13 protein-coding genes are annotated in these 17,367 nt (G+C 51.6%); 10 read left to right on the plus strand and 3 right to left on the minus strand.

Annotated elements, in window-relative coordinates:
• Window positions 1-36: 36 nt before the first annotated feature.
• The 3 genes from sufB to MKX63_RS21955 all read left to right on the plus strand — a co-directional run bounded on the left by sufB (window position 37) and on the right by MKX63_RS21955 (window position 5,726).
• Window positions 37-1,434: a Fe-S cluster assembly protein SufB gene (sufB, locus tag MKX63_RS21945; RefSeq protein ID WP_341020046.1), complete on the plus strand. Its 1,398-nt coding sequence runs from the start codon at window positions 37-39 to the stop codon at window positions 1,432-1,434.
• Between the two features lie 657 nt (window positions 1,435-2,091).
• Window positions 2,092-3,861: an ABC transporter ATP-binding protein gene (locus tag MKX63_RS21950; RefSeq protein ID WP_341020048.1), complete on the plus strand. Its 1,770-nt coding sequence runs from the start codon at window positions 2,092-2,094 to the stop codon at window positions 3,859-3,861.
• Window positions 3,858-5,726: an ABC transporter ATP-binding protein gene (locus tag MKX63_RS21955; RefSeq protein ID WP_341020050.1), complete on the plus strand. Its 1,869-nt coding sequence runs from the start codon at window positions 3,858-3,860 to the stop codon at window positions 5,724-5,726. The genes MKX63_RS21950 and MKX63_RS21955 overlap by 4 nt, the downstream gene beginning before the upstream one ends.
• Window positions 5,727-5,827: 101 nt before the next feature.
• Here MKX63_RS21955 and MKX63_RS21960 read toward each other — a convergent pair whose 3' ends face one another.
• On the minus strand, window positions 5,828-6,073 hold the full coding sequence (locus MKX63_RS21960; protein ID WP_341020051.1) for a DUF7667 family protein: 246 nt from the start codon (window positions 6,071-6,073) through the stop codon (window positions 5,828-5,830).
• 267 nt (window positions 6,074-6,340) lie between these two features.
• Between MKX63_RS21960 and licT the strand changes: the two genes are divergently transcribed.
• Together licT and MKX63_RS21970 are read left to right on the plus strand one after the other, a co-directional pair.
• Window positions 6,341-7,186, plus strand: a complete 846-nt coding sequence (licT, locus tag MKX63_RS21965) for a BglG family transcription antiterminator LicT (protein ID WP_341020052.1) — start codon at window positions 6,341-6,343, stop codon at window positions 7,184-7,186.
• 243 nt (window positions 7,187-7,429) lie between these two features.
• Window positions 7,430-9,292, plus strand: a complete 1,863-nt coding sequence (locus tag MKX63_RS21970) for a beta-glucoside-specific PTS transporter subunit IIABC (protein WP_341020054.1) — start codon at window positions 7,430-7,432, stop codon at window positions 9,290-9,292.
• 113 nt (window positions 9,293-9,405) lie between these two features.
• On the opposite strand, the gene MKX63_RS21975 is transcribed toward MKX63_RS21970, so the two are convergent.
• Entirely contained in the window at window positions 9,406-10,446 is a 1,041-nt protein-coding gene (locus tag MKX63_RS21975; RefSeq protein ID WP_341020057.1) for an HD-GYP domain-containing protein, read from the minus strand.
• A 159-nt stretch (window positions 10,447-10,605) separates the two neighbouring features.
• Window positions 10,606-10,854 (minus strand): molybdopterin converting factor subunit 1, encoded by a 249-nt coding sequence (gene moaD, locus MKX63_RS21980; protein ID WP_340755251.1) that lies wholly within the window; start codon window positions 10,852-10,854, stop codon window positions 10,606-10,608.
• Window positions 10,855-11,007: 153 nt separating this feature from the next.
• Here moaD and MKX63_RS21985 point away from each other — a divergent pair, with 153 nt between their 5' ends.
• From MKX63_RS21985 to MKX63_RS22005, 5 genes are all read left to right on the plus strand, one after another.
• Window positions 11,008-12,447, plus strand: a complete 1,440-nt coding sequence (locus MKX63_RS21985; protein WP_341020059.1) for a bifunctional metallophosphatase/5'-nucleotidase — start codon at window positions 11,008-11,010, stop codon at window positions 12,445-12,447.
• Between the two features lie 75 nt (window positions 12,448-12,522).
• Window positions 12,523-13,344 (plus strand): undecaprenyl-diphosphate phosphatase, encoded by an 822-nt coding sequence (locus tag MKX63_RS21990; protein ID WP_341020061.1) that lies wholly within the window; start codon window positions 12,523-12,525, stop codon window positions 13,342-13,344.
• 58 nt (window positions 13,345-13,402) lie between these two features.
• Window positions 13,403-14,509 (plus strand): HD-GYP domain-containing protein, encoded by a 1,107-nt coding sequence (locus tag MKX63_RS21995; protein ID WP_036721458.1) that lies wholly within the window; start codon window positions 13,403-13,405, stop codon window positions 14,507-14,509.
• A gap of 169 nt (window positions 14,510-14,678) precedes the next feature.
• Entirely contained in the window at window positions 14,679-15,821 is a 1,143-nt protein-coding gene (gene yfkAB, locus MKX63_RS22000; RefSeq protein ID WP_341020063.1) for a radical SAM/CxCxxxxC motif protein YfkAB, read from the plus strand.
• Window positions 15,822-15,839: 18 nt separating this feature from the next.
• Window positions 15,840-17,198: a hemolysin family protein gene (locus tag MKX63_RS22005; protein ID WP_445323536.1), complete on the plus strand. Its 1,359-nt coding sequence runs from the start codon at window positions 15,840-15,842 to the stop codon at window positions 17,196-17,198.
• The last annotated feature ends 169 nt before the right edge of the window (window positions 17,199-17,367 follow it).

Raw genomic sequence — 17,367 nt, forward strand, 5'->3', positions numbered from 1 at the left:
AAGCTTATCAATAACATACACAAGGAGGCTGACACCATGGCTAAGAAAGCGCCTGATATGGAGGAATACCAGTACGGATTCCGTGACGAGCACAAGTCGATATTTCAGTCTGGTAAAGGACTCACGGAAGAAATCGTCCGGGAAATCTCCGCGATTAAGAATGAGCCTGAATGGATGCTGGAATTCCGGCTGAAATCCCTGGAGCAGTTCCGTAAGATGCCAATGCCACAGTGGGGCGGCAATCTGGATGATCTGGATTTCGAGGATATCCAATATTATGTTAGACCTTCCGAGAAGCAGGGCAAGACTTGGGAAGAGGTTCCTTCCGAGATTAAGGAGACCTTCGACAAGCTGGGAATTCCGGAAGCGGAGCAGAAGTTCCTTGCCGGTGTCTCTGCACAGTATGAATCCGAGGTAGTCTATCACAGCATGCAGCAGAACCTGGAAGATCAGGGTGTAATCTTCACGGATACGGATTCTGCACTGCGTGATCACCCGGAACTGTTCAAGAAGTTCTTCGGTACGATTATTCCTCCTGCTGACAACAAGTTCGCCGCACTTAACAGTGCTGTATGGTCAGGAGGCAGCTTCATTTATGTTCCGAAGGGTGTGAAGTGCGAAGTTCCATTGCAGGCTTACTTCCGCATCAACTCCGAGAATATGGGACAATTCGAGCGTACTCTGATTCTGGCAGACGAAGACAGCTTCGTGCATTACGTTGAAGGCTGTACTGCCCCGATCTACAGCACGAACTCGCTGCACAGCGCCGTGGTTGAGATTCTGTGCATGAAGAATGCGCGTGTCCGTTATACCACCATTCAGAACTGGGCACCGAACATCTATAATCTTGTTACAAAACGTGCGGTTGCCGAAGAGAATGCTACCATGGAATGGGTAGACGGCAACATCGGCTCCAAGCTGACGATGAAATATCCGGCAGTGGTACTTAAGGGCCGTGGAGCCAAGGGTTCTGTATTGTCCATCGCAGTAGCGGGTAAGGACCAGCATCAGGATGCAGGCGCCAAAATGATTCACTTGGCACCGGACACCACCTCTACGATTGTATCCAAGTCGATCAGCAAGCACGGCGGCAAGGTTACTTACCGCGGACTCGCTTCCTTCGGCCGCAAGGCAGAAGGCGCAAAATCCAATATCAAATGCGATACACTCATTCTGGATAACGAGTCCACCTCGGACACGATTCCTTACAATGAGATCATGAACGATAACATTGTGCTTGAGCATGAAGCGACGGTCTCCAAGGTGTCTGAGGAGCAGCTATTCTACCTCATGAGCCGTGGTCTCTCCGAAGCCGATGCCACGCAGATGATTATCATGGGCTTCATCGAGCCGTTCACCAAGGAGCTGCCGATGGAATATGCGGTAGAGATGAATCGCCTCATAAAATTCGAGATGGAAGGAAGCATCGGGTAACCGGAAGCTTCCTCCAATTCTCAAAGATAGATACAGTGAGTGTCCACAGAACTTTGATGCAGGTTGGTCAAAGCTCTGTGGGCATTTTTGTGTTTTATTAGGACTGCTTGAATTTTTTTCTGTAGTAAGGATGAGGTGGCCTGAAAAGGGGCCGGTCTGTGAAATAAAGGAACCTGAGTCCGATTGCTGAGTAAATACCGCTGATTTTCCCGATTAGCGGTATTTCAGTCCTTTTCAGAGGGCAAGTCGCAATAAAAATACATAAAATACCTTTTATTAGGCTTCCAAAAAGCTGCTTCGCATCGTTGAATCTTGCTATATCTTAATTGAGCAGTATTTGCGAGGAAATAGCAGCATTTAAAACGACGGGCGTCCTTTAGCCCCTGCTTAAGCCCGGTTTATTCCGAAAAAAGAGGGAAAACGGTGGTTTCTCCCCTTTGCCGCATTAAATTAGGGATGATAAACTGCTTAAAGTCACTAAATTGGAAGCGCTAAAAAAGCTGGTTTACGGTGCGATATTTAGAGACTAAGTTTATGCTTACGGGGCAGGTTACTTCGTAAAGCTAAGTTTATGCTTACGGAGGCAGGTTACTTCGTAAAGCTAAGTTTATGCTTACGGAGCCAGCTTTACTTCGTAAAGCTTTAAGGAGGAGAGATATGGATGTTCTCAGGCAACTGCGGGGCTTTTATCGGGAGAAGCTGCACTATCTGATTCTGTCGATTGTATGTTTGGCGGCCGCAACTGCAGTGGGGCTTATTACCCCCAATTTGTTAAGGAGATTGATCGATGATGTTATTGTTCCCCTAAAGTTTACTGAGGTGCCCGTACTCGCTCTCAGTGTGCTTGCTGTCATTATTGTCAAGGCGTGCCTGCAGTTTGCCCATGGATTTTTCGGCGGACGGCTGGGGAATTTCCTGGCTTACCGGCTGCGCAATGCCTGTTATGAGAAGCTGCAATTTCTGTCCTTCCGGTATTATGATACGGCGAAGACAGGTGACCTGATGTCCCGGCTGACCGGGGATTTGGAAGCAATCCGCATGTTCATCGGCTTCGGATTTGCCCAATTGCTAAATGTGTTCTTCATGGTTCTGTTCGGCTCCATTATGATGTTCACCATCAACTGGCAGCTGACGCTGGTTACTCTGATCACAATGCCATTTCTGGCAATAGTCGCACTTAAGTTTGAATCCAAGATTCATCCGGCCTTTCAGGAGATGCGCCTCGCGTTAAGTTCCCTGACAACGGCTGTACAGGAGAATGTCACCGGGGTAAGAACAGTCAAATCGTTTGCCAGAGAGGCCTACGAAGTTGAGAAATTCTCGCACCGTAATGAACGATATAAAGAAAATCAGATTTTTGCGGCCGAGCTATGGAGTAAATTCTTCCCGTTCATGGAGCTGCTGGCTTCGGTCAGTGTAGCTATTCTGCTAGGTGTCGGCGGTACGCTGGTTATCAACAAGCAGATGTCGCTGGGTGAGCTGGTTGCGTTCTTCAGCCTGATCTGGTACATCATCGGTCCTGTATGGGGACTCGGGTTCCACATCAATAACTATACCCAGTCCAAGGCCTCCGGCGAACGTGTGCTGGAAGTGCTGAATCAGACCATCGATGTCCGGGATCAAGAGAATGCCCGCGAGCTTGCAGCGGCAGAAGTGAAGGGTGAGGTGGAGTTCGATCATGTCACCTTCGCTTACGGCAACAAAATGCCGGCAGTCAAGGATATTCATTTCCATGCCGAGCCCGGTGCAGTCATTGGCTTCCTCGGCGGAACGGGGTCCGGTAAATCCACGATCACCCAGCTGATGATGCGTGCCTATGATGTGAATCAGGGCAGTATCAAGCTCGATGGTGTGGATATCCGCGAGTTCCAGGTCCGAAGTCTGCGTTCGCAAATATCGACGGTGTTCCAGGAGACCTTCCTGTTCTCCTCATCAATCCGCAATAATATCTCTTATGGCCTTAAGAATGTCAGCATGGATGAGATCATCCGTGCCGCTGAGCTGGCGAAGGCGCATGACTTCATTATGGAGATGCCGGAAGGCTACGATACGGTAGTCGGTGAGCGGGGGATGGGTCTCTCGGGCGGCCAAAAGCAGCGCATTGCCATCGCCCGCGCATTGCTGAAGAATCCGCGGATTCTTATTCTGGATGATGCGACCAGTGCGGTAGATATGGAGACGGAGCATGAGATTCAGGCCGGCTTCCAGGAGGTTATGCGCGGACGGACGACCTTGATTATTGCCCACCGGATCTCCTCCCTGCGCCATGCCGATCAGATCATTGTCATGAATGAAGGAAGAATGGTCCAGCAGGGCACCCATCAGGAACTGATCGCGGTCCCGGGACCTTATCAGGATGTGTACCGGATTCAGTACGCCGATTATTTAGCCAGGGATAACGGACGAGAGGCAGGTGATCCGGCATGAGTCTTGAGACCTCCAAGCAGACTGCTGACAGTGTATTAAATACCGACAACAGCAAGGTTGAAGAACAGACACTCGAAGAACGTTTTATCTATAAAGATGATGATGTGATCGACAAGGCTTTTGACTGGAGGCAGTTCACCCGCTTATTCAGCTATATGAAGCCATATGCGAAGCAAATGCTGCCGCTGGTCTCGATCATGATGATCCTGGGTACGATTACCAAGCTGACGGTTCCGTTCCTGACCAGTATGGCAATTGATAAAGCGATTGCACCAAAAGATGGAAACCCCAGCCTGACGCTGCTTTATACGCTCACAGCCAGTGTAATCGTACTGTATTTGATTCAATGGATCGCCGGCGTATACCGGATCAAATATACGAATGTGATCGGCCAGCGGGTGATTTATGACCTGCGCTCAGACCTGTTCCGGCATATCCAGAAGCTGTCCTTCAACTTCTTCGATAAACGTCCGGCCGGATCAGTCCTCGTCCGGGTGACCAATGACATCAACTCGCTGCAGGATTTGTTCACCAACGGGGTCGTCAATCTGATGATCGACTGTGTGCAGCTGTTCGGTATTATGATAATTCTGCTGCTTATCAACTGGAAGCTGGGGCTGGCCGTGATGATTACGGTGCCTGTTATGTTCCTGATCTCGACCAAGCTGCGGCAGAGAATCCGTATTGCCTGGCAGGATGTGCGTATGAAGAACTCACGGATCAACTCCCATCTGAATGAGTCGATTCAGGGGATTCGCGTCACCCAGGCCTACACCCAGGAAGAAGAGAATATGCATTATTTCGATGCCATGAATATGGACAGCCGGAAATCGTGGAACAAGGCCTCGGCCATGAACCAGGCATTCGGTCCGATCATTGAAGTCACCGGCGGCTTCGGGACGATGATTCTCTTCTGGTTCGGGGCTTACCTGATTCAGTCGGGAGAGCTTACGGTCGGCTTCCTGGTCGCCTTCAGCAGTTATGTCAGCAACTTCTGGGACCCGATCAACCGGCTGGGACAGATGTACAATCAACTGCTCGTAGCGATGGCTTCCTCCGAACGGATCTTCGAGTATCTCGACGAACAGCCTGCCGTTCAGGATAAGCCGGGAGCGACACCGCTGTCCAAGATTAAGGGAGATATTCACTTCGATAATGTTGTGTTTGAATATGAGAAGGGCCGTGCGGCTCTTAAGGGCATTAACCTGGATGTCCAGGCAGGCCAATCCATTGCACTCGTAGGACATACCGGCTCCGGCAAAAGCACAATCATCAACCTGATCGGCCGGTTCTATGATATCAAGAGCGGCGGCATCACCATTGATGGACGGGATGTCCGCGATGTTACACTCCAGAGTCTGCGCGAACAGATCGGGATTGTCTTGCAGGATACCTTCATCTTCTCAGGAACGATCCGCGACAACATCCGCTTCGGACGGCTGGATGCCACGGACGAAGAGATTGAAGCGGCTGCCAAGGCTGTAGACGCCCACGATTTCATCGTCAAGCTGCCTGCCGGCTATGATACCGAGGTGGAGGAGCGGGGAAGCGCACTGTCCATGGGACAGCGCCAGCTGCTCTCCTTCGCCCGGGCGCTGCTGGCCGATCCGCGGATTCTGATTCTGGATGAAGCGACAGCCAGTATCGATACGGAGACGGAGATCAAGATTCAGGAAGCGCTGAAGCTGCTGCTTCAGGGCCGGACCTCCTTCATCGTCGCCCACCGGCTCTCGACCATCCGTCATGCGGATAAGATTGTAGTGCTGGATCACGGCGAGATTAAGGAAGAAGGCAATCATGCCGAGCTGACCAAGCATGACGGCATTTATAACGGTTTAATTGAAGCACAGTTCCGCTTTTTATAGAAGCATCGTAGAAGCAGATGCAGCAGCCTGGCCCCGATGTGGGGATGGGCTGCTGTTTTTATGTGCTGGAAAGTACAGGGCGCGCGCGGAGCCCCTTTCCGTCAAGACCGTTTCCCCGGCTTCCCGCTTACCCGGACCTCCAGCAGCTGCGCGCTGATCTCCTGCTGCCACTGGGTATCATGAATATCCGCTGCCAGCAGGGCTTCGATATGGAGACGCGCCATTTCCCAGCAGTAGACGGTGTTGACATGCAGGCAGTGCTGAAGCTCGTCTTGCTCCGCCGGAGCCAGCGGACGCTTCAGACTCAGGGTATATAGCTCGGCAAGGCGCTGATGAACCGCAAGCATCATATCTCCTCCTTGTATTACTGTCTGCTATTAGCGTGGCCCCCGAGATCCGGTTTCAAACCGGAAGGAAGCCTAATATGAATATTCAGATCTTTAGAATAAATAAAGTTCTTGAAATCGCTTTTATTTATGCTACAATAGCAGTAATACAGGATTGTGACCGGTAACGCGGGCAATGCCTAAGCTGATGCGAGTATCATTTTTGAATGATATTGGGATCAACTTAGGCTTTTTTTGTACAAACTATGCGGCAGGAGGTGAATAGAGATGATTATCGAGAAGGTGCTAAACAATAATGTGCTCCTGACCAAGAATCAGAAGGGCAAGGAGGTTATTGTGATGGGCAGAGGGATTTCCTTCAATAAGGTGGCGGGGGATTATGTTGATCCTGCCAAGGTAGATAAGATTTTTCTGCTGAACGAGAATGAATTCACTGCCCGGCTGACTGAATTGCTGAATGATATTCCGGTAGCTCACCTGGAGCTGGCCAGCAGTATCGTCACCTACGCGAGTGGAGTGCTGCACACGGAACTGAACGATAATCTCTATCTGACGCTGACCGATCATATCCATTTCGCGCTGGAGCGTTTTGAGAAGGGGATTCAGCTGAAGAATGCGATGCTGTTTGAGATCAAGCGCTTTTACCAGAAGGAATTCGGGATCGGGCTGGATGCCCTGAAGATGATAGAACAGACCACCGGCCTCTCGCTGGGCGAGGATGAAGCCGGATTCATTGCCCTTCACCTGGTCAATGCCAGAATGGATGGCACGGAGGTAAGATCGACGATCAGGATGACAGAGATCGTTCAGAATATTCTGAACATCGTTACCTATCATTATAAGGTGGTGCTGGATGAGACCTCGCTTAATTACTCGCGGTTCCTGACCCATCTGCAGTATTTTTCCATGCGGGTGCTGAAGAAGGAAACCAATAATAGCGGGGAAGAGTTCCTGTACAACCAGGTGAGAATTACTTATGTCAAGGCTTTCGAATGCGTAGGCAAGATCAATGAATATCTGGAGAAATCGCATGGTCAGAGCCTCAGCAAGGACGAATATGTCTATTTGACGATTCACATTCAGCGTGTAACGGAACGCAATAACCTGGAGTAACACGTAACATTTAACACGTAACATACGTAAGATTACAATATTTCATATTTTCATATCATCTGTCAGGGTGTAACTGGTCATGCAGGCAAAACCTGAACTGATGGCAAAAAAGCGTGTAATGACGTCTCTTTTGCCTTGAGTTCAGGTTTTTCTTGTTTGCAGGGGGGAACAAATCGAATATGCTGGCACCATTCGCCTCTGCAGCGATGCTTATATTACAGATCTCAAAAGGAGCAAACCCAAATGAGCAATAAAGACTTATCCAAACAAATTATCACACTCGTTGGCGGAGAAGGGAATGTGAATTCCGTCTTCCATTGTGCCACACGCTTAAGATTCAAGCTGAAGGATAACAGCAAAGCCAATAAAGCAGCACTGGAAAAAACACCGGGAGTCATTACAGTCGTCGAGAACAGCGGACAATTCCAGGTGGTTATCGGCAACAATGTCAGCCAGGTATTCGAGCAGATTATGAAGGAAACCTCGCTTCAGGATGCGGAGAAAAGCGGCGGCGACGAGAGCTCAGAGAGCACTGGAGTTCTGGGTAAAGCGGTGGACATCATTTCAAGTATTTTCTCGCCGATTCTGGGTGCATTGGCCGGAGCGGGGATACTCAAGGGCTTGCTGGCTCTGATTCTGTCCCTGGAGTGGATTAGCGCTGCCAGCGGCACTTACATGATCCTCAATGCGGCTGCCGACAGTGTATTCTATTTCCTGCCTGTCTTCCTGGCGGTGACGGCTGCGCGCAAATTCAAGGCGAATCAGTTCGTGTCGATTGCCATAGCCGGAGCCTTAATCTATCCCGCAGTCATTGCGGCTGTAGGCTCACCTGACTCCCTGCACTTCCTGGGAATCAAGATCGTACTGATCAACTATTCCTCCAGCGTAATTCCAATTATTCTGGCGGTATGGGTGCAGTCGTATGTGGAACGCTGGTTCCGTTCCTTCATTCATGAGTCAGTGCGGAATATTCTTGTTCCTATGTTCGCGCTGCTCATTGTTATTCCGCTTACATTCCTGGCCTTCGGACCTGTAGGCTCTCTGATCAGTGACGGGTTGGCCTCCGGCTATACCTGGCTCTACAATCTAAGTCCGCTTGTGGCGGGAGCTATTGCAGGGGCGTTCTGGCAAGTATTCGTAATCTTCGGTGTACATTGGGGCTTCGTACCGATCATGCTCAGCAATATTGCTACATTAGGACAGGATACCATGCTGCCCATTCTCAGTGCGGCGGTTCTGTCGCAGGCCGGGGCTGTATTCGGCGTCTTCCTGAAATCCCGGAACCCGCAGCTTAAAGCGCTCGCCGGTTCTTCTACACTATCTGCAGTCTTTGGGATTACGGAACCAACGATTTACGGAGTCACCCTGAAGCTCAAGAAACCGTTCATCTATGCTTGTATCTCCGGCGCTATCGGCGGTGCAATTATTGCAACAGGCGGTGCAAGAGCATTGTCCTTCTCGCTGCCGGGTCTGCTGGCCCTGCCGACATATTTCGGTACAGGATTTGTATGGGTAGTCATTGGTATACTGGTAGCATTTGTATTGGCAGCTGTACTGGTGTTGGTGCTTGGCTACAAGGAGCCTGAGACAGATGCTGCTGCAACCGTTAACTCAGGAGGAACCTCGGGTACGACTACACCAACGCTGATTGATAAAGAACTGGTTGTAAGCCCGCTGGAGGGAACGCTGCATCCGCTGGGCACCCTGCCTGACGAAGCTTTTGCTTCCGGTGCCATGGGTAAGGGAATTGTAATTGAGCCTTCTTCGGGCATCTTAACCAGCCCTGTGAACGGAACGGTGACTACTGTATTCCCGACAGGACATGCCATCGGCATTACTTCGGACGGCGGTGCGGAGCTGCTGATTCATGTCGGTGTCAACACCGTGAAGCTTAAGGGTCAGCATTTTACTAAAAAAGTGAAGGAAGGCGACAAGGTGGTCAAGGGTCAGCTATTGCTTGAATTTGACCTCGAAGCTATCCGTGCGGCCGGATTTATAACGGCGACACCGGTGATTGTCACCAACTCGGCACAATATCTTGATGTGCTTAAGAGCACAGGGTCAGAAGTGCCTAGCGGCGAGCTGCTGCTCACACTCATCCGGTAAAAGTATTGGGGCTATGACTACTGTCATATGACCCACGAATAAGGGCTGTCCCGGCTTGGCCAATTATTGGCTCGCTCGGGACAGCCCTTTTGTGTGCAAATGCTCAGGTAAGGCTACTCCATGTAAATCTCAACGACGGCAATTTTGCGTTCGCGGGACAGGTCAAGGAATTTGCCTTCGCTCTGTACAAGCGGACGGAAGACATCCAGCGGGTTGTTCATCACGATCACACCCATATCACCGGTGCTCAGCAGCACACGCTTGCCGATGAAGTTAGGCATCAGATGATTGATGAAGGCCTGGACCGGTTTGCCGTTCAGCTTGCCGAAGCTGAGGGAGTTGATCTCACGCAGAACGGAAATCAGCTCCTGCTTGGACTGATAGACCCGGTGAGTGGTCATAGCGCTGTAAATATCCGCGACGGCTGCGATCTGGGCGTAAGGGTGAATATCTGTCTTGGTCAGCTGCTTGGGATAACCGGAGCCGTCTTCGCGTTCATGATGCTGCAGGGCAACCAGAGCTGTGAAAGGATCGTTCATGGAGTTCTGTATGATTTCGTACCCGTAAACCGTATGTAATTTGATCTCTTCGTATTCTTCAGGCGTTAATTTGCCGGGTTTGTTCAGGATGGCGGGGGAGATGCGGCATTTTCCGATATCGATCAGGTAGCCCGCACGCCCGATCTCATAGCACTCTGTCTTGGAGTATCCAAGCCACGAGGCAAGATAATAGGAGAGCATGCCTACCTGAAGGGAGTGGTTATAGGTATAATTATCTTCCCGGTCGAGAAGGAGCAAGAGTGTCACAACGTCCTTGTGCTTGTCCAGCGTGGACAAGGTCGGCTGAAGAATATCATCCACCACGGACTGATTGAAGCTGCCTTTGCTGAGCGCTTCCATATATAGAGATTCAAAGCCGTCAATCGTGGTATCGAAGCTGCTGGCTGCAGCCTGAATGATTGAGGTCCGGCTGGAAGGGGCGGGCTCTTCCTGTACCGTTTCAATATCTACATAATCAACGCCGTGCTGTATCAGCTTGGCGATTTCCTCCAGTTGCAGCCGTGATCCCTTAGGGAGTACATGCAGCCCGCGGGAGCTGAAGCTATCCATCCGCAGATGATCACCCGGTTTAAGATCCATCACGTGTACTCTCAATGACTAGGCCACCTTACTATAGCAATTTTTTACAGCATAGCAACAAAGTCCGCAATATTCAATGGTGTAAGAGTACTGATTGTAGCTTGCAGATTGTGCAACCCGCTGGTCCTACCCTACTCTGAAGCTATGCAGATTCGCGGAAGGAGAACGGTGTGGTTAGCCCCCGGACACGGGCGGAATGAAGGCCACCTCTGAGCCTTCGGTAATATCCGTATCATCAGGCGCATATTCCTGATCAACGGCTACCAGAGATACACTGATCTGCGGCGCGGCATCGGGATAGGAGGCGGAGAGGAGCTCCTTCAGCCGGCCTGCTGTTACAGGGGACTCATGGGCGTGGAAGACCAGAGTGGAGGAGCCGATAATTTCGGCCAGACCGGCGAATAGCCGGATGGAGATATGCATGCGTTCTTCACCCTTTCTGGACTTAAGCTTAGGACAGCTTATAATGATTACAATATACCATATTGAGTCTGAAAATGTTATGCTAACTCTAGAACAGAACAAGCCTGCCGCTTACTTTATAAACGGCTGTACAAGTGGGAGGGAAGCCAGCTTATGAAGCCTGGGCCGCAAAGATTAACCATTATTCATACCAATGATATACATAGCCACTTTGAAATGATGAGTCCGCTCGCGGCAGTAATATCCGCGATGAAGGCGGCGGCGGGCGAGGAGCCGGTGCTGCTGCTTGATATCGGCGATCATATGGACCGCGCCGCTGTAGAGACGGAAGGCACGATGGGACAGGCCAACATCGACATTATGAATTTGACCGGATACGATGCGGTCACCATCGGCAACAACGAAGGCCTCACCTTCTCCAAGGAGATGCTCTCAGCCATATTCACAGGCATCCAGTGTTCTGTGGTATGCTGCAATTTCCTGGAGTCCGCCACCGGTGAGCCGCCGCACTGGATGCAGCGCCACGCGATTATAGAGAAGGACGGGATAAAGATAGGACTGACCGGTGCGACGGCGGCGTTCACCTCCTTCTATTCTCTGCTCGGCTGGGATGTGCTGGACCCGGAAGAGGCGCTGCGCGAGCAGGTTCAGCTGCTTGCCCCGCAGGTGGATATCGTGATCATTCTGTCTCATCTGGGGCTGCCCGCAGACCAGAGGCTGGCCGAGAAGCTGGAAGGCGTGCATGCCATTCTGGGCGGACACACCCACCATATGCTGGAGCAGCCGCAGATGATTAACGGGACAGCCGTATGCGGTGCCGGCAAATTCGGCCGGTACGCCGGACGGGTTGTCTTCGAGCGGGAGCATCCAGGCGGAGTATTTCACCTGGCCGAAGGAGGCTGCACGGCAGTTGATCCTTCCTTAACGGAGGAGCTTATCGCTCCGGCGGCAGCGATCCATCTGCAGCGCGGCCGTGAGGCCCTGGAGGAGACGGTTGCCATCAGCGACCGCATGCTGCCGCTGGATCTGCAGGGGGAGTCTCCTTTTGGCAACCTGCTGGCACAGGCGGTCCGCCAGTTCACAGGCAGCCCCATCTCGCTCGTTAATACAGGACAACTGCTCGGCCCGCTTCCGGAAGGCAACATCACCGCAGGCATGCTGCATGCCTTATGTCCTTCGCCAATTAACCCATGCACAGTACAGCTGACAGGCAAGGATATCCGCACCGCACTGGAACAGAGTCTGATGGCAGAGTTCCGGAATAAGGTCATCTACGGATACGGTTTCCGGGGAGAGGTGCTGGGCACCTTGGCCGTGGACGGATTAAAAATCTTGTACGATCCAAGGGTCATGCCTTATGATAACGGTATTGCGATTTTTGCCGGCGGGGAGCAGCTGGAGGATACCAAGGTGTATAGTGTCGGCACGCTGGATATGTTTACATTCCGTACAGGCTATGAGAGTATAGCTAATGGCCGGGAGGCGGTATATTTGCTGCCTCATTTCCTGCGCGATCTGCTGCGGATGGAGCTGCAGCGGCCGGGGAGTCTGGATGAGTGTGAAGCGTTTCGCTGGGAGAGGCAATCCACCTGATGATCCACACCATGTTTTATCAAATGGATAGATAACGCATTACCAGGTTTCATTGACTAGATCAGGAGGAGTAATATGGATACAATTACAGCCATTATTCTGGCAATTGTGGAAGGAATCACGGAGTTCATTCCGGTTTCTTCGACGGGACACATGATTCTAACGACTAAGATTCTGGGCTTCAATGAGCAGGATTCGATTATGAAGACCTATGAGATTGTGATTCAGCTGGGGGCCATACTGGCGATTGCGCTGGTCTACCGCCAGCGGATTGTGAATCTGCTCGGCTTTGGCCGCAGAGACAGAGGGGGCGTTATGCCGGCAGCCCGTCTGAACCTGATTCATGTGCTGCTGGGCATTGTGCCTGCGCTCGCTGTAGCTTTTTTTGCAAGGGACTTTATCAAAAGCCTCTTCGGGGCATCCACCGTTCTCTGGGCGCTGGTGGCAGGCGGTATTCTGATGATCATTGCCGAATGGGTCAATAAACGCAAGATTCGTGTGACAGCGCATGATCTGGATGATCTGTCCTACGGGCAGGCACTCTCGATCGGATTATTCCAGATTATTTCCGTCCTTTGGCCCGGATTCTCCCGCTCCGGCTCGACAATTTCCGGGGGGATGCTGAGCGGGGTAAGCTACAAGGCTTCGGCCGACTTCTCCTTCCTCATCGCAATTCCGATTATGTGCGCGGCCTCGGGGTATGAGCTACTCGATTCGTATAAGAATTTCACGAGTGAGACGATCGGGTATTTTGTCATCGGCTTCATTATTTCCTTCATCGTGGCCTATGTGGTGGTAGTTCTGTTCATGAGAATGATCCAGAAGATCAGACCAACTCATTTTGCCATCTACCGCTTCATCCTTGCAGCCGCCTTCTGGCTGTTTATTATGCGTTGATTCTCAGCTTGGCATCACAAAGAAGCAATTTTACCGTTAAAGGCAGGAGTGAGCCAAGGTGCGTCTAGTATCCGTCAATCGGCTTCAGGCGGGAATGAAGCTGGGTAAAAAAATATATAATGATGAAGGGCTGGTTCTGCTTGCGGACGGAGTGGAGCTTACCGATTCCCTGATCAAGCGGCTCGCCAGAATTGATATCGGCTATATCTATATTGAGGACTCGCTCACGGAGGATATTGTGATCCCCGGAATGCTGCAGGATGAGACGCGCAATCAGGCACTTAAGGTGATCCGTAACCAGTTCCAGCAGATGTCCGGTGCCTCGGGGATTACCAAGGGCTTTTATCATCTGGATAAGAAATTCTCCAAGGTGATGGATTCCATCCTCGACGACATGTCCCTGCAGGAGGACCCGATGATCATGCTGCTTGACATGCACACGGCTGACAATTACCTGTACGTCCATTCCCTGAACGTATGCCTGTATACGCTGGTGCTTGGCATTGCCCATGGCTACAGCAAAGAAGAGCTGCGGGTCATTGGGCTTGGTGCGCTGCTGCATGATATCGGCAAGACGCAGATTCCTGTCAAAATTGTACAAAAGCCCGGCATGCTCAGCGAGGAAGAGTTCCGGCATATGCAGGCGCATACCGAGATCGGATACCGCATCCTCAAGGAAGAGCCCAATATTCCTCTGCTGGCGGCTCATTGTGCCTTGCAGCATCATGAACGGATTGACGGCTCCGGCTATCCGCGCGGCCTGACGGGTCCGCAAATCCATGAATATGCGAAATGGCTGGGCGTAGCAGATTCCTATGATGCAATGACCTCCAACCGGATCTACAAAAAAGCCATGCTGCCCCATCAGGCGGTAGAAGCGCTGTATGTCGGCTCTGGAACCTTGTACGAGCAGAAGCAGCTGGAGTTATTCAGAGACCGCGTGGCCATCTATCCGCTGGGGCTTACGGTGAAGCTCAGCTCCGGTGAGAGCGGTGTGGTGGTCAAGATTGATCCCAGCACGCCGCACCGGCCTGTTGTCCGTGTACTGAATGGACCCGAAGGCGAAACGGTTACCCCCTATGAACGTGATCTCAGCAAAGCCCTCTCGGTAGTCATTGTGGATGTGACGGACGGAGGAGAACCTGTAGTGAAAAGTACCGGATAGGTGTTCTGTGCAGCGAGGAGAGAATAGGGCATCTGCAGGAATTGCAGAGCTCTAGTCTCAACCTTGCTGTTTTTTTGAGTAGTCGTGGTATGATATAGCTTAAGTTATCGTTCTTTTTCTTTTGTTTTGGGTTAATAATAAGGAATAAGCATTAAAGGAGCCTTAAGAAATGAGTATATTAGAGCCATCATCATCTATAATTCCTGTAAAAGAGCTGTCGCCGGAGTACGATCCGTGGGATCCGATTACCTCGCTCCGCGAATACGGGCAGCATGTGCTGACCAGTGTAGAGATGACGGTCACGAATCTATGCAACATGCGCTGCGAGCATTGCGCCGTCGGCGACAGCCTTACAATGAAAGAGGGGGAGCTGCTGCCTTTAACCCAGATGCTGAAGCGTCTGGAGGAAGTTGAACATCTGCAGACCATCAGCATTACGGGCGGGGAGCCGATGTTCCGTGCCGGAACGGTGGAGAATACGATTGTGCCGCTGCTGAAATATGCACGGGAACGGGGCATCCGATCACAGATCAACTCGAATCTGACCATGCCGTATTCCCGTTATGAGCAGCTGCTCCCTTACCTGGACGTTATGCATATCTCGTTCAACTATGTTAACGGCGATGACTTCCACGAGGTGGGCTTCGCGAACAGCGGTCACCCGGTCTCGAAGGAGGCCGCCTACCGGCTGTACGACACGATGCTGGAGAATTCCCGCCGGCTGAGCAGCGATGGAATGCTGATTTCTGCCGAGTCGATGATCAATTACCGTACACACACCAAGCTTCCCGAGATTCACCGGCTGATTGGGGACATGGGGGCAAGACGTCATGAGGTACACCCGATGTACGCATCAAGCTTCGCTTCGAAGCTGCCTGTGCTGTCGCTCCGGGAGATGAATACTGCGATTCATTCCCTCCTGGATCATCGTGACCCGGAGATGTGGATGCTGTTCGGCACGCTGCCGTTCTTCGCCTGCAGCTTCCTGGAGGAAGACCAGCAGCTGCTGAGCAGACTGCGCAGCGAGAAGAATGTAACGCTTCGTAATGATCCGGACGGAAGAAACCGGGTCAATGTGAACCTGTTCACGGGCGACGTCTTTGTCACGGACTTCGCCGACATATCCGCTTTTGGCAATATCAGCAACGCGAAGCTGGATGACATTTTCACTGAGTGGCAGACTAAGCATCCCTTGAATCAACAAGTGAATTGTTACTGCGATGCAGCAGGCTGCTGCGGGCCTAACCTGCTCGTGGCCGATATGTATTATCCCGGGGTCGATTTCAAAACCAGAAAAGCGATCACCTTGTAGAAATGGGGCGTTATTATAGTGCATACGGAATTTGAAATAGGAAGATTAGTGCTTAATCTTTTGCTCGTTCTGGTGCTCGTATTATTAAATGGTGTATTCGTTGCGGCGGAATTCTCGCTGGTCAAGGTCAGACAGTCTCGTCTGACCCAACTGGTCAGCGAAGGCAACAAAATGGCGGGATATGCGCTAAAGGTCAACAAGCGGCTGGATTCGTATCTGTCAGCCACCCAGTTCGGAATTACACTCGCTTCTCTTGGACTCGGCTGGGTCGGGGAACCGGCAATCTCGGAGCTGCTGGTGGAGCCTCTGATGTACCAGATCGGTGTAACTGACCAGACGCTAATCTCAACGGTATCTGTGATTATCGGCTTCTCCATTATTACCTTTTTACATATTGTGCTGGGGGAACTGGCACCGAAATCTCTGGCTATTCAAAAAACAGAAGGCTCAGCACTGCTGTTGTCCGCTCCGCTGATGTTCTTCTATAATCTGTTTCTGCCCTTCATCTGGGTGCTGAATGCCTCAGCGAACGCTCTGCTGAGACTGTTCGGCGTGGAGCCGGCCAGTGAAGCCGAGGCGGCCCATTCGGAGGAGGAAATCCGCATTCTGATGAATCAGAGCGCGAAGAGCGGAGTGATCGATCAGGATGAAATGAAGCTGATGGATAACATCTTCGAATTCTCGGACCTGCTGGCCCGTGAGGTGATGCTGCCGCGTACCGATATGGATGTACTATACAGCAATCTTCCGCTGGAAGAGAACATGCGGATCATTACAGAAACGAAGCACTCGCGTTATCCGGTGGCCTTCGAGGACAAGGACCGGATTATCGGCTTCATCCATATCACGGATCTGCTGTTCGCCCCGCCGGAGCAGCAGAATGATCTGGCTTCCCTGGTCCGGCCGATTCTGAACGTGCCGGAATCGATGGAGATCAGCCATGCGCTGCGCCTAATGCAGAAGAACAAAGCCCAGCTGACGCTGGTCGTTGACGAGTACGGCGGTACGGCAGGGCTGCTGACCGCTGAAGAGATCCTGGAGGAGATCGTCGGCGATCTGCATGACGAGTTCGAGGATGAACGCCCTAGCGTGGAGCGCAACGGGGATTACATCTCCGTAGAGGGCCGGATGCTGATTGAAGACGTCAACGATCTTACGGGTGTCGTGATTGAGGATGAAGAGGTGGATTCTATCGGCGGCTGGCTGTTCAAGGAGCTGGAAGGCAATCCGTCCAAGGGCAAGCAGGTGGTCGTTGGCGATGTCACCTTCGAGGTGGAGGAATCAACCCGGCTGCGGATCACCCGCATCAACATCCACCGCGAGAATCCGCCAGAGCCTGAAGAGGATGCGGACGGCGGGGAAGAGGAGAAGGAATAAGCAGAAGTCTAACTCGTATTTTCAAATATAGCAGGGTACTTCAGAAGCTGTGTTGCAGAGCTTTTGGGGGCCCTGTTTTTTTTGCTTTTTCACTATATAGATTGAACTAAAAAATTTAAGTTAAAGGAAAAGTGGCGGAGGGGAATTTTGGAACTGGAGGAGCGGTAGC

Origin of the sequence: Paenibacillus sp. FSL R7-0179, from assembly GCF_038002265.1 — a bacterium.
Lineage (GTDB): Bacteria > Bacillota > Bacilli > Paenibacillales > Paenibacillaceae > Paenibacillus_AQ.

Excerpts from the sequence above, each read along its gene's own strand:
- MKX63_RS21985 (WP_341020059.1), top strand. The coding sequence starts at position 11,008 with ATGAAGCCTGGGCCGCAAAGATTAACCATTATTCATACCAATGATATA.
- MKX63_RS21955 (WP_341020050.1), top strand. The coding sequence starts at position 3,858 with ATGAGTCTTGAGACCTCCAAGCAGACTGCTGACAGTGTATTAAATACC.
- MKX63_RS21960 (WP_341020051.1), bottom strand. The coding sequence starts at position 6,073 with ATGCTTGCGGTTCATCAGCGCCTTGCCGAGCTATATACCCTGAGTCTG.
- yfkAB (WP_341020063.1), top strand. The coding sequence starts at position 14,679 with ATGAGTATATTAGAGCCATCATCATCTATAATTCCTGTAAAAGAGCTG.
- sufB (WP_341020046.1), top strand. The coding sequence starts at position 37 with ATGGCTAAGAAAGCGCCTGATATGGAGGAATACCAGTACGGATTCCGT.
- licT (WP_341020052.1), top strand. The coding sequence starts at position 6,341 with ATGATTATCGAGAAGGTGCTAAACAATAATGTGCTCCTGACCAAGAAT.
- MKX63_RS21970 (WP_341020054.1), top strand. The coding sequence starts at position 7,430 with ATGAGCAATAAAGACTTATCCAAACAAATTATCACACTCGTTGGCGGA.
- moaD (WP_340755251.1), bottom strand. The coding sequence starts at position 10,854 with ATGCATATCTCCATCCGGCTATTCGCCGGTCTGGCCGAAATTATCGGC.
- MKX63_RS21950 (WP_341020048.1), top strand. The coding sequence starts at position 2,092 with ATGGATGTTCTCAGGCAACTGCGGGGCTTTTATCGGGAGAAGCTGCAC.
- MKX63_RS21990 (WP_341020061.1), top strand. The coding sequence starts at position 12,523 with ATGGATACAATTACAGCCATTATTCTGGCAATTGTGGAAGGAATCACG.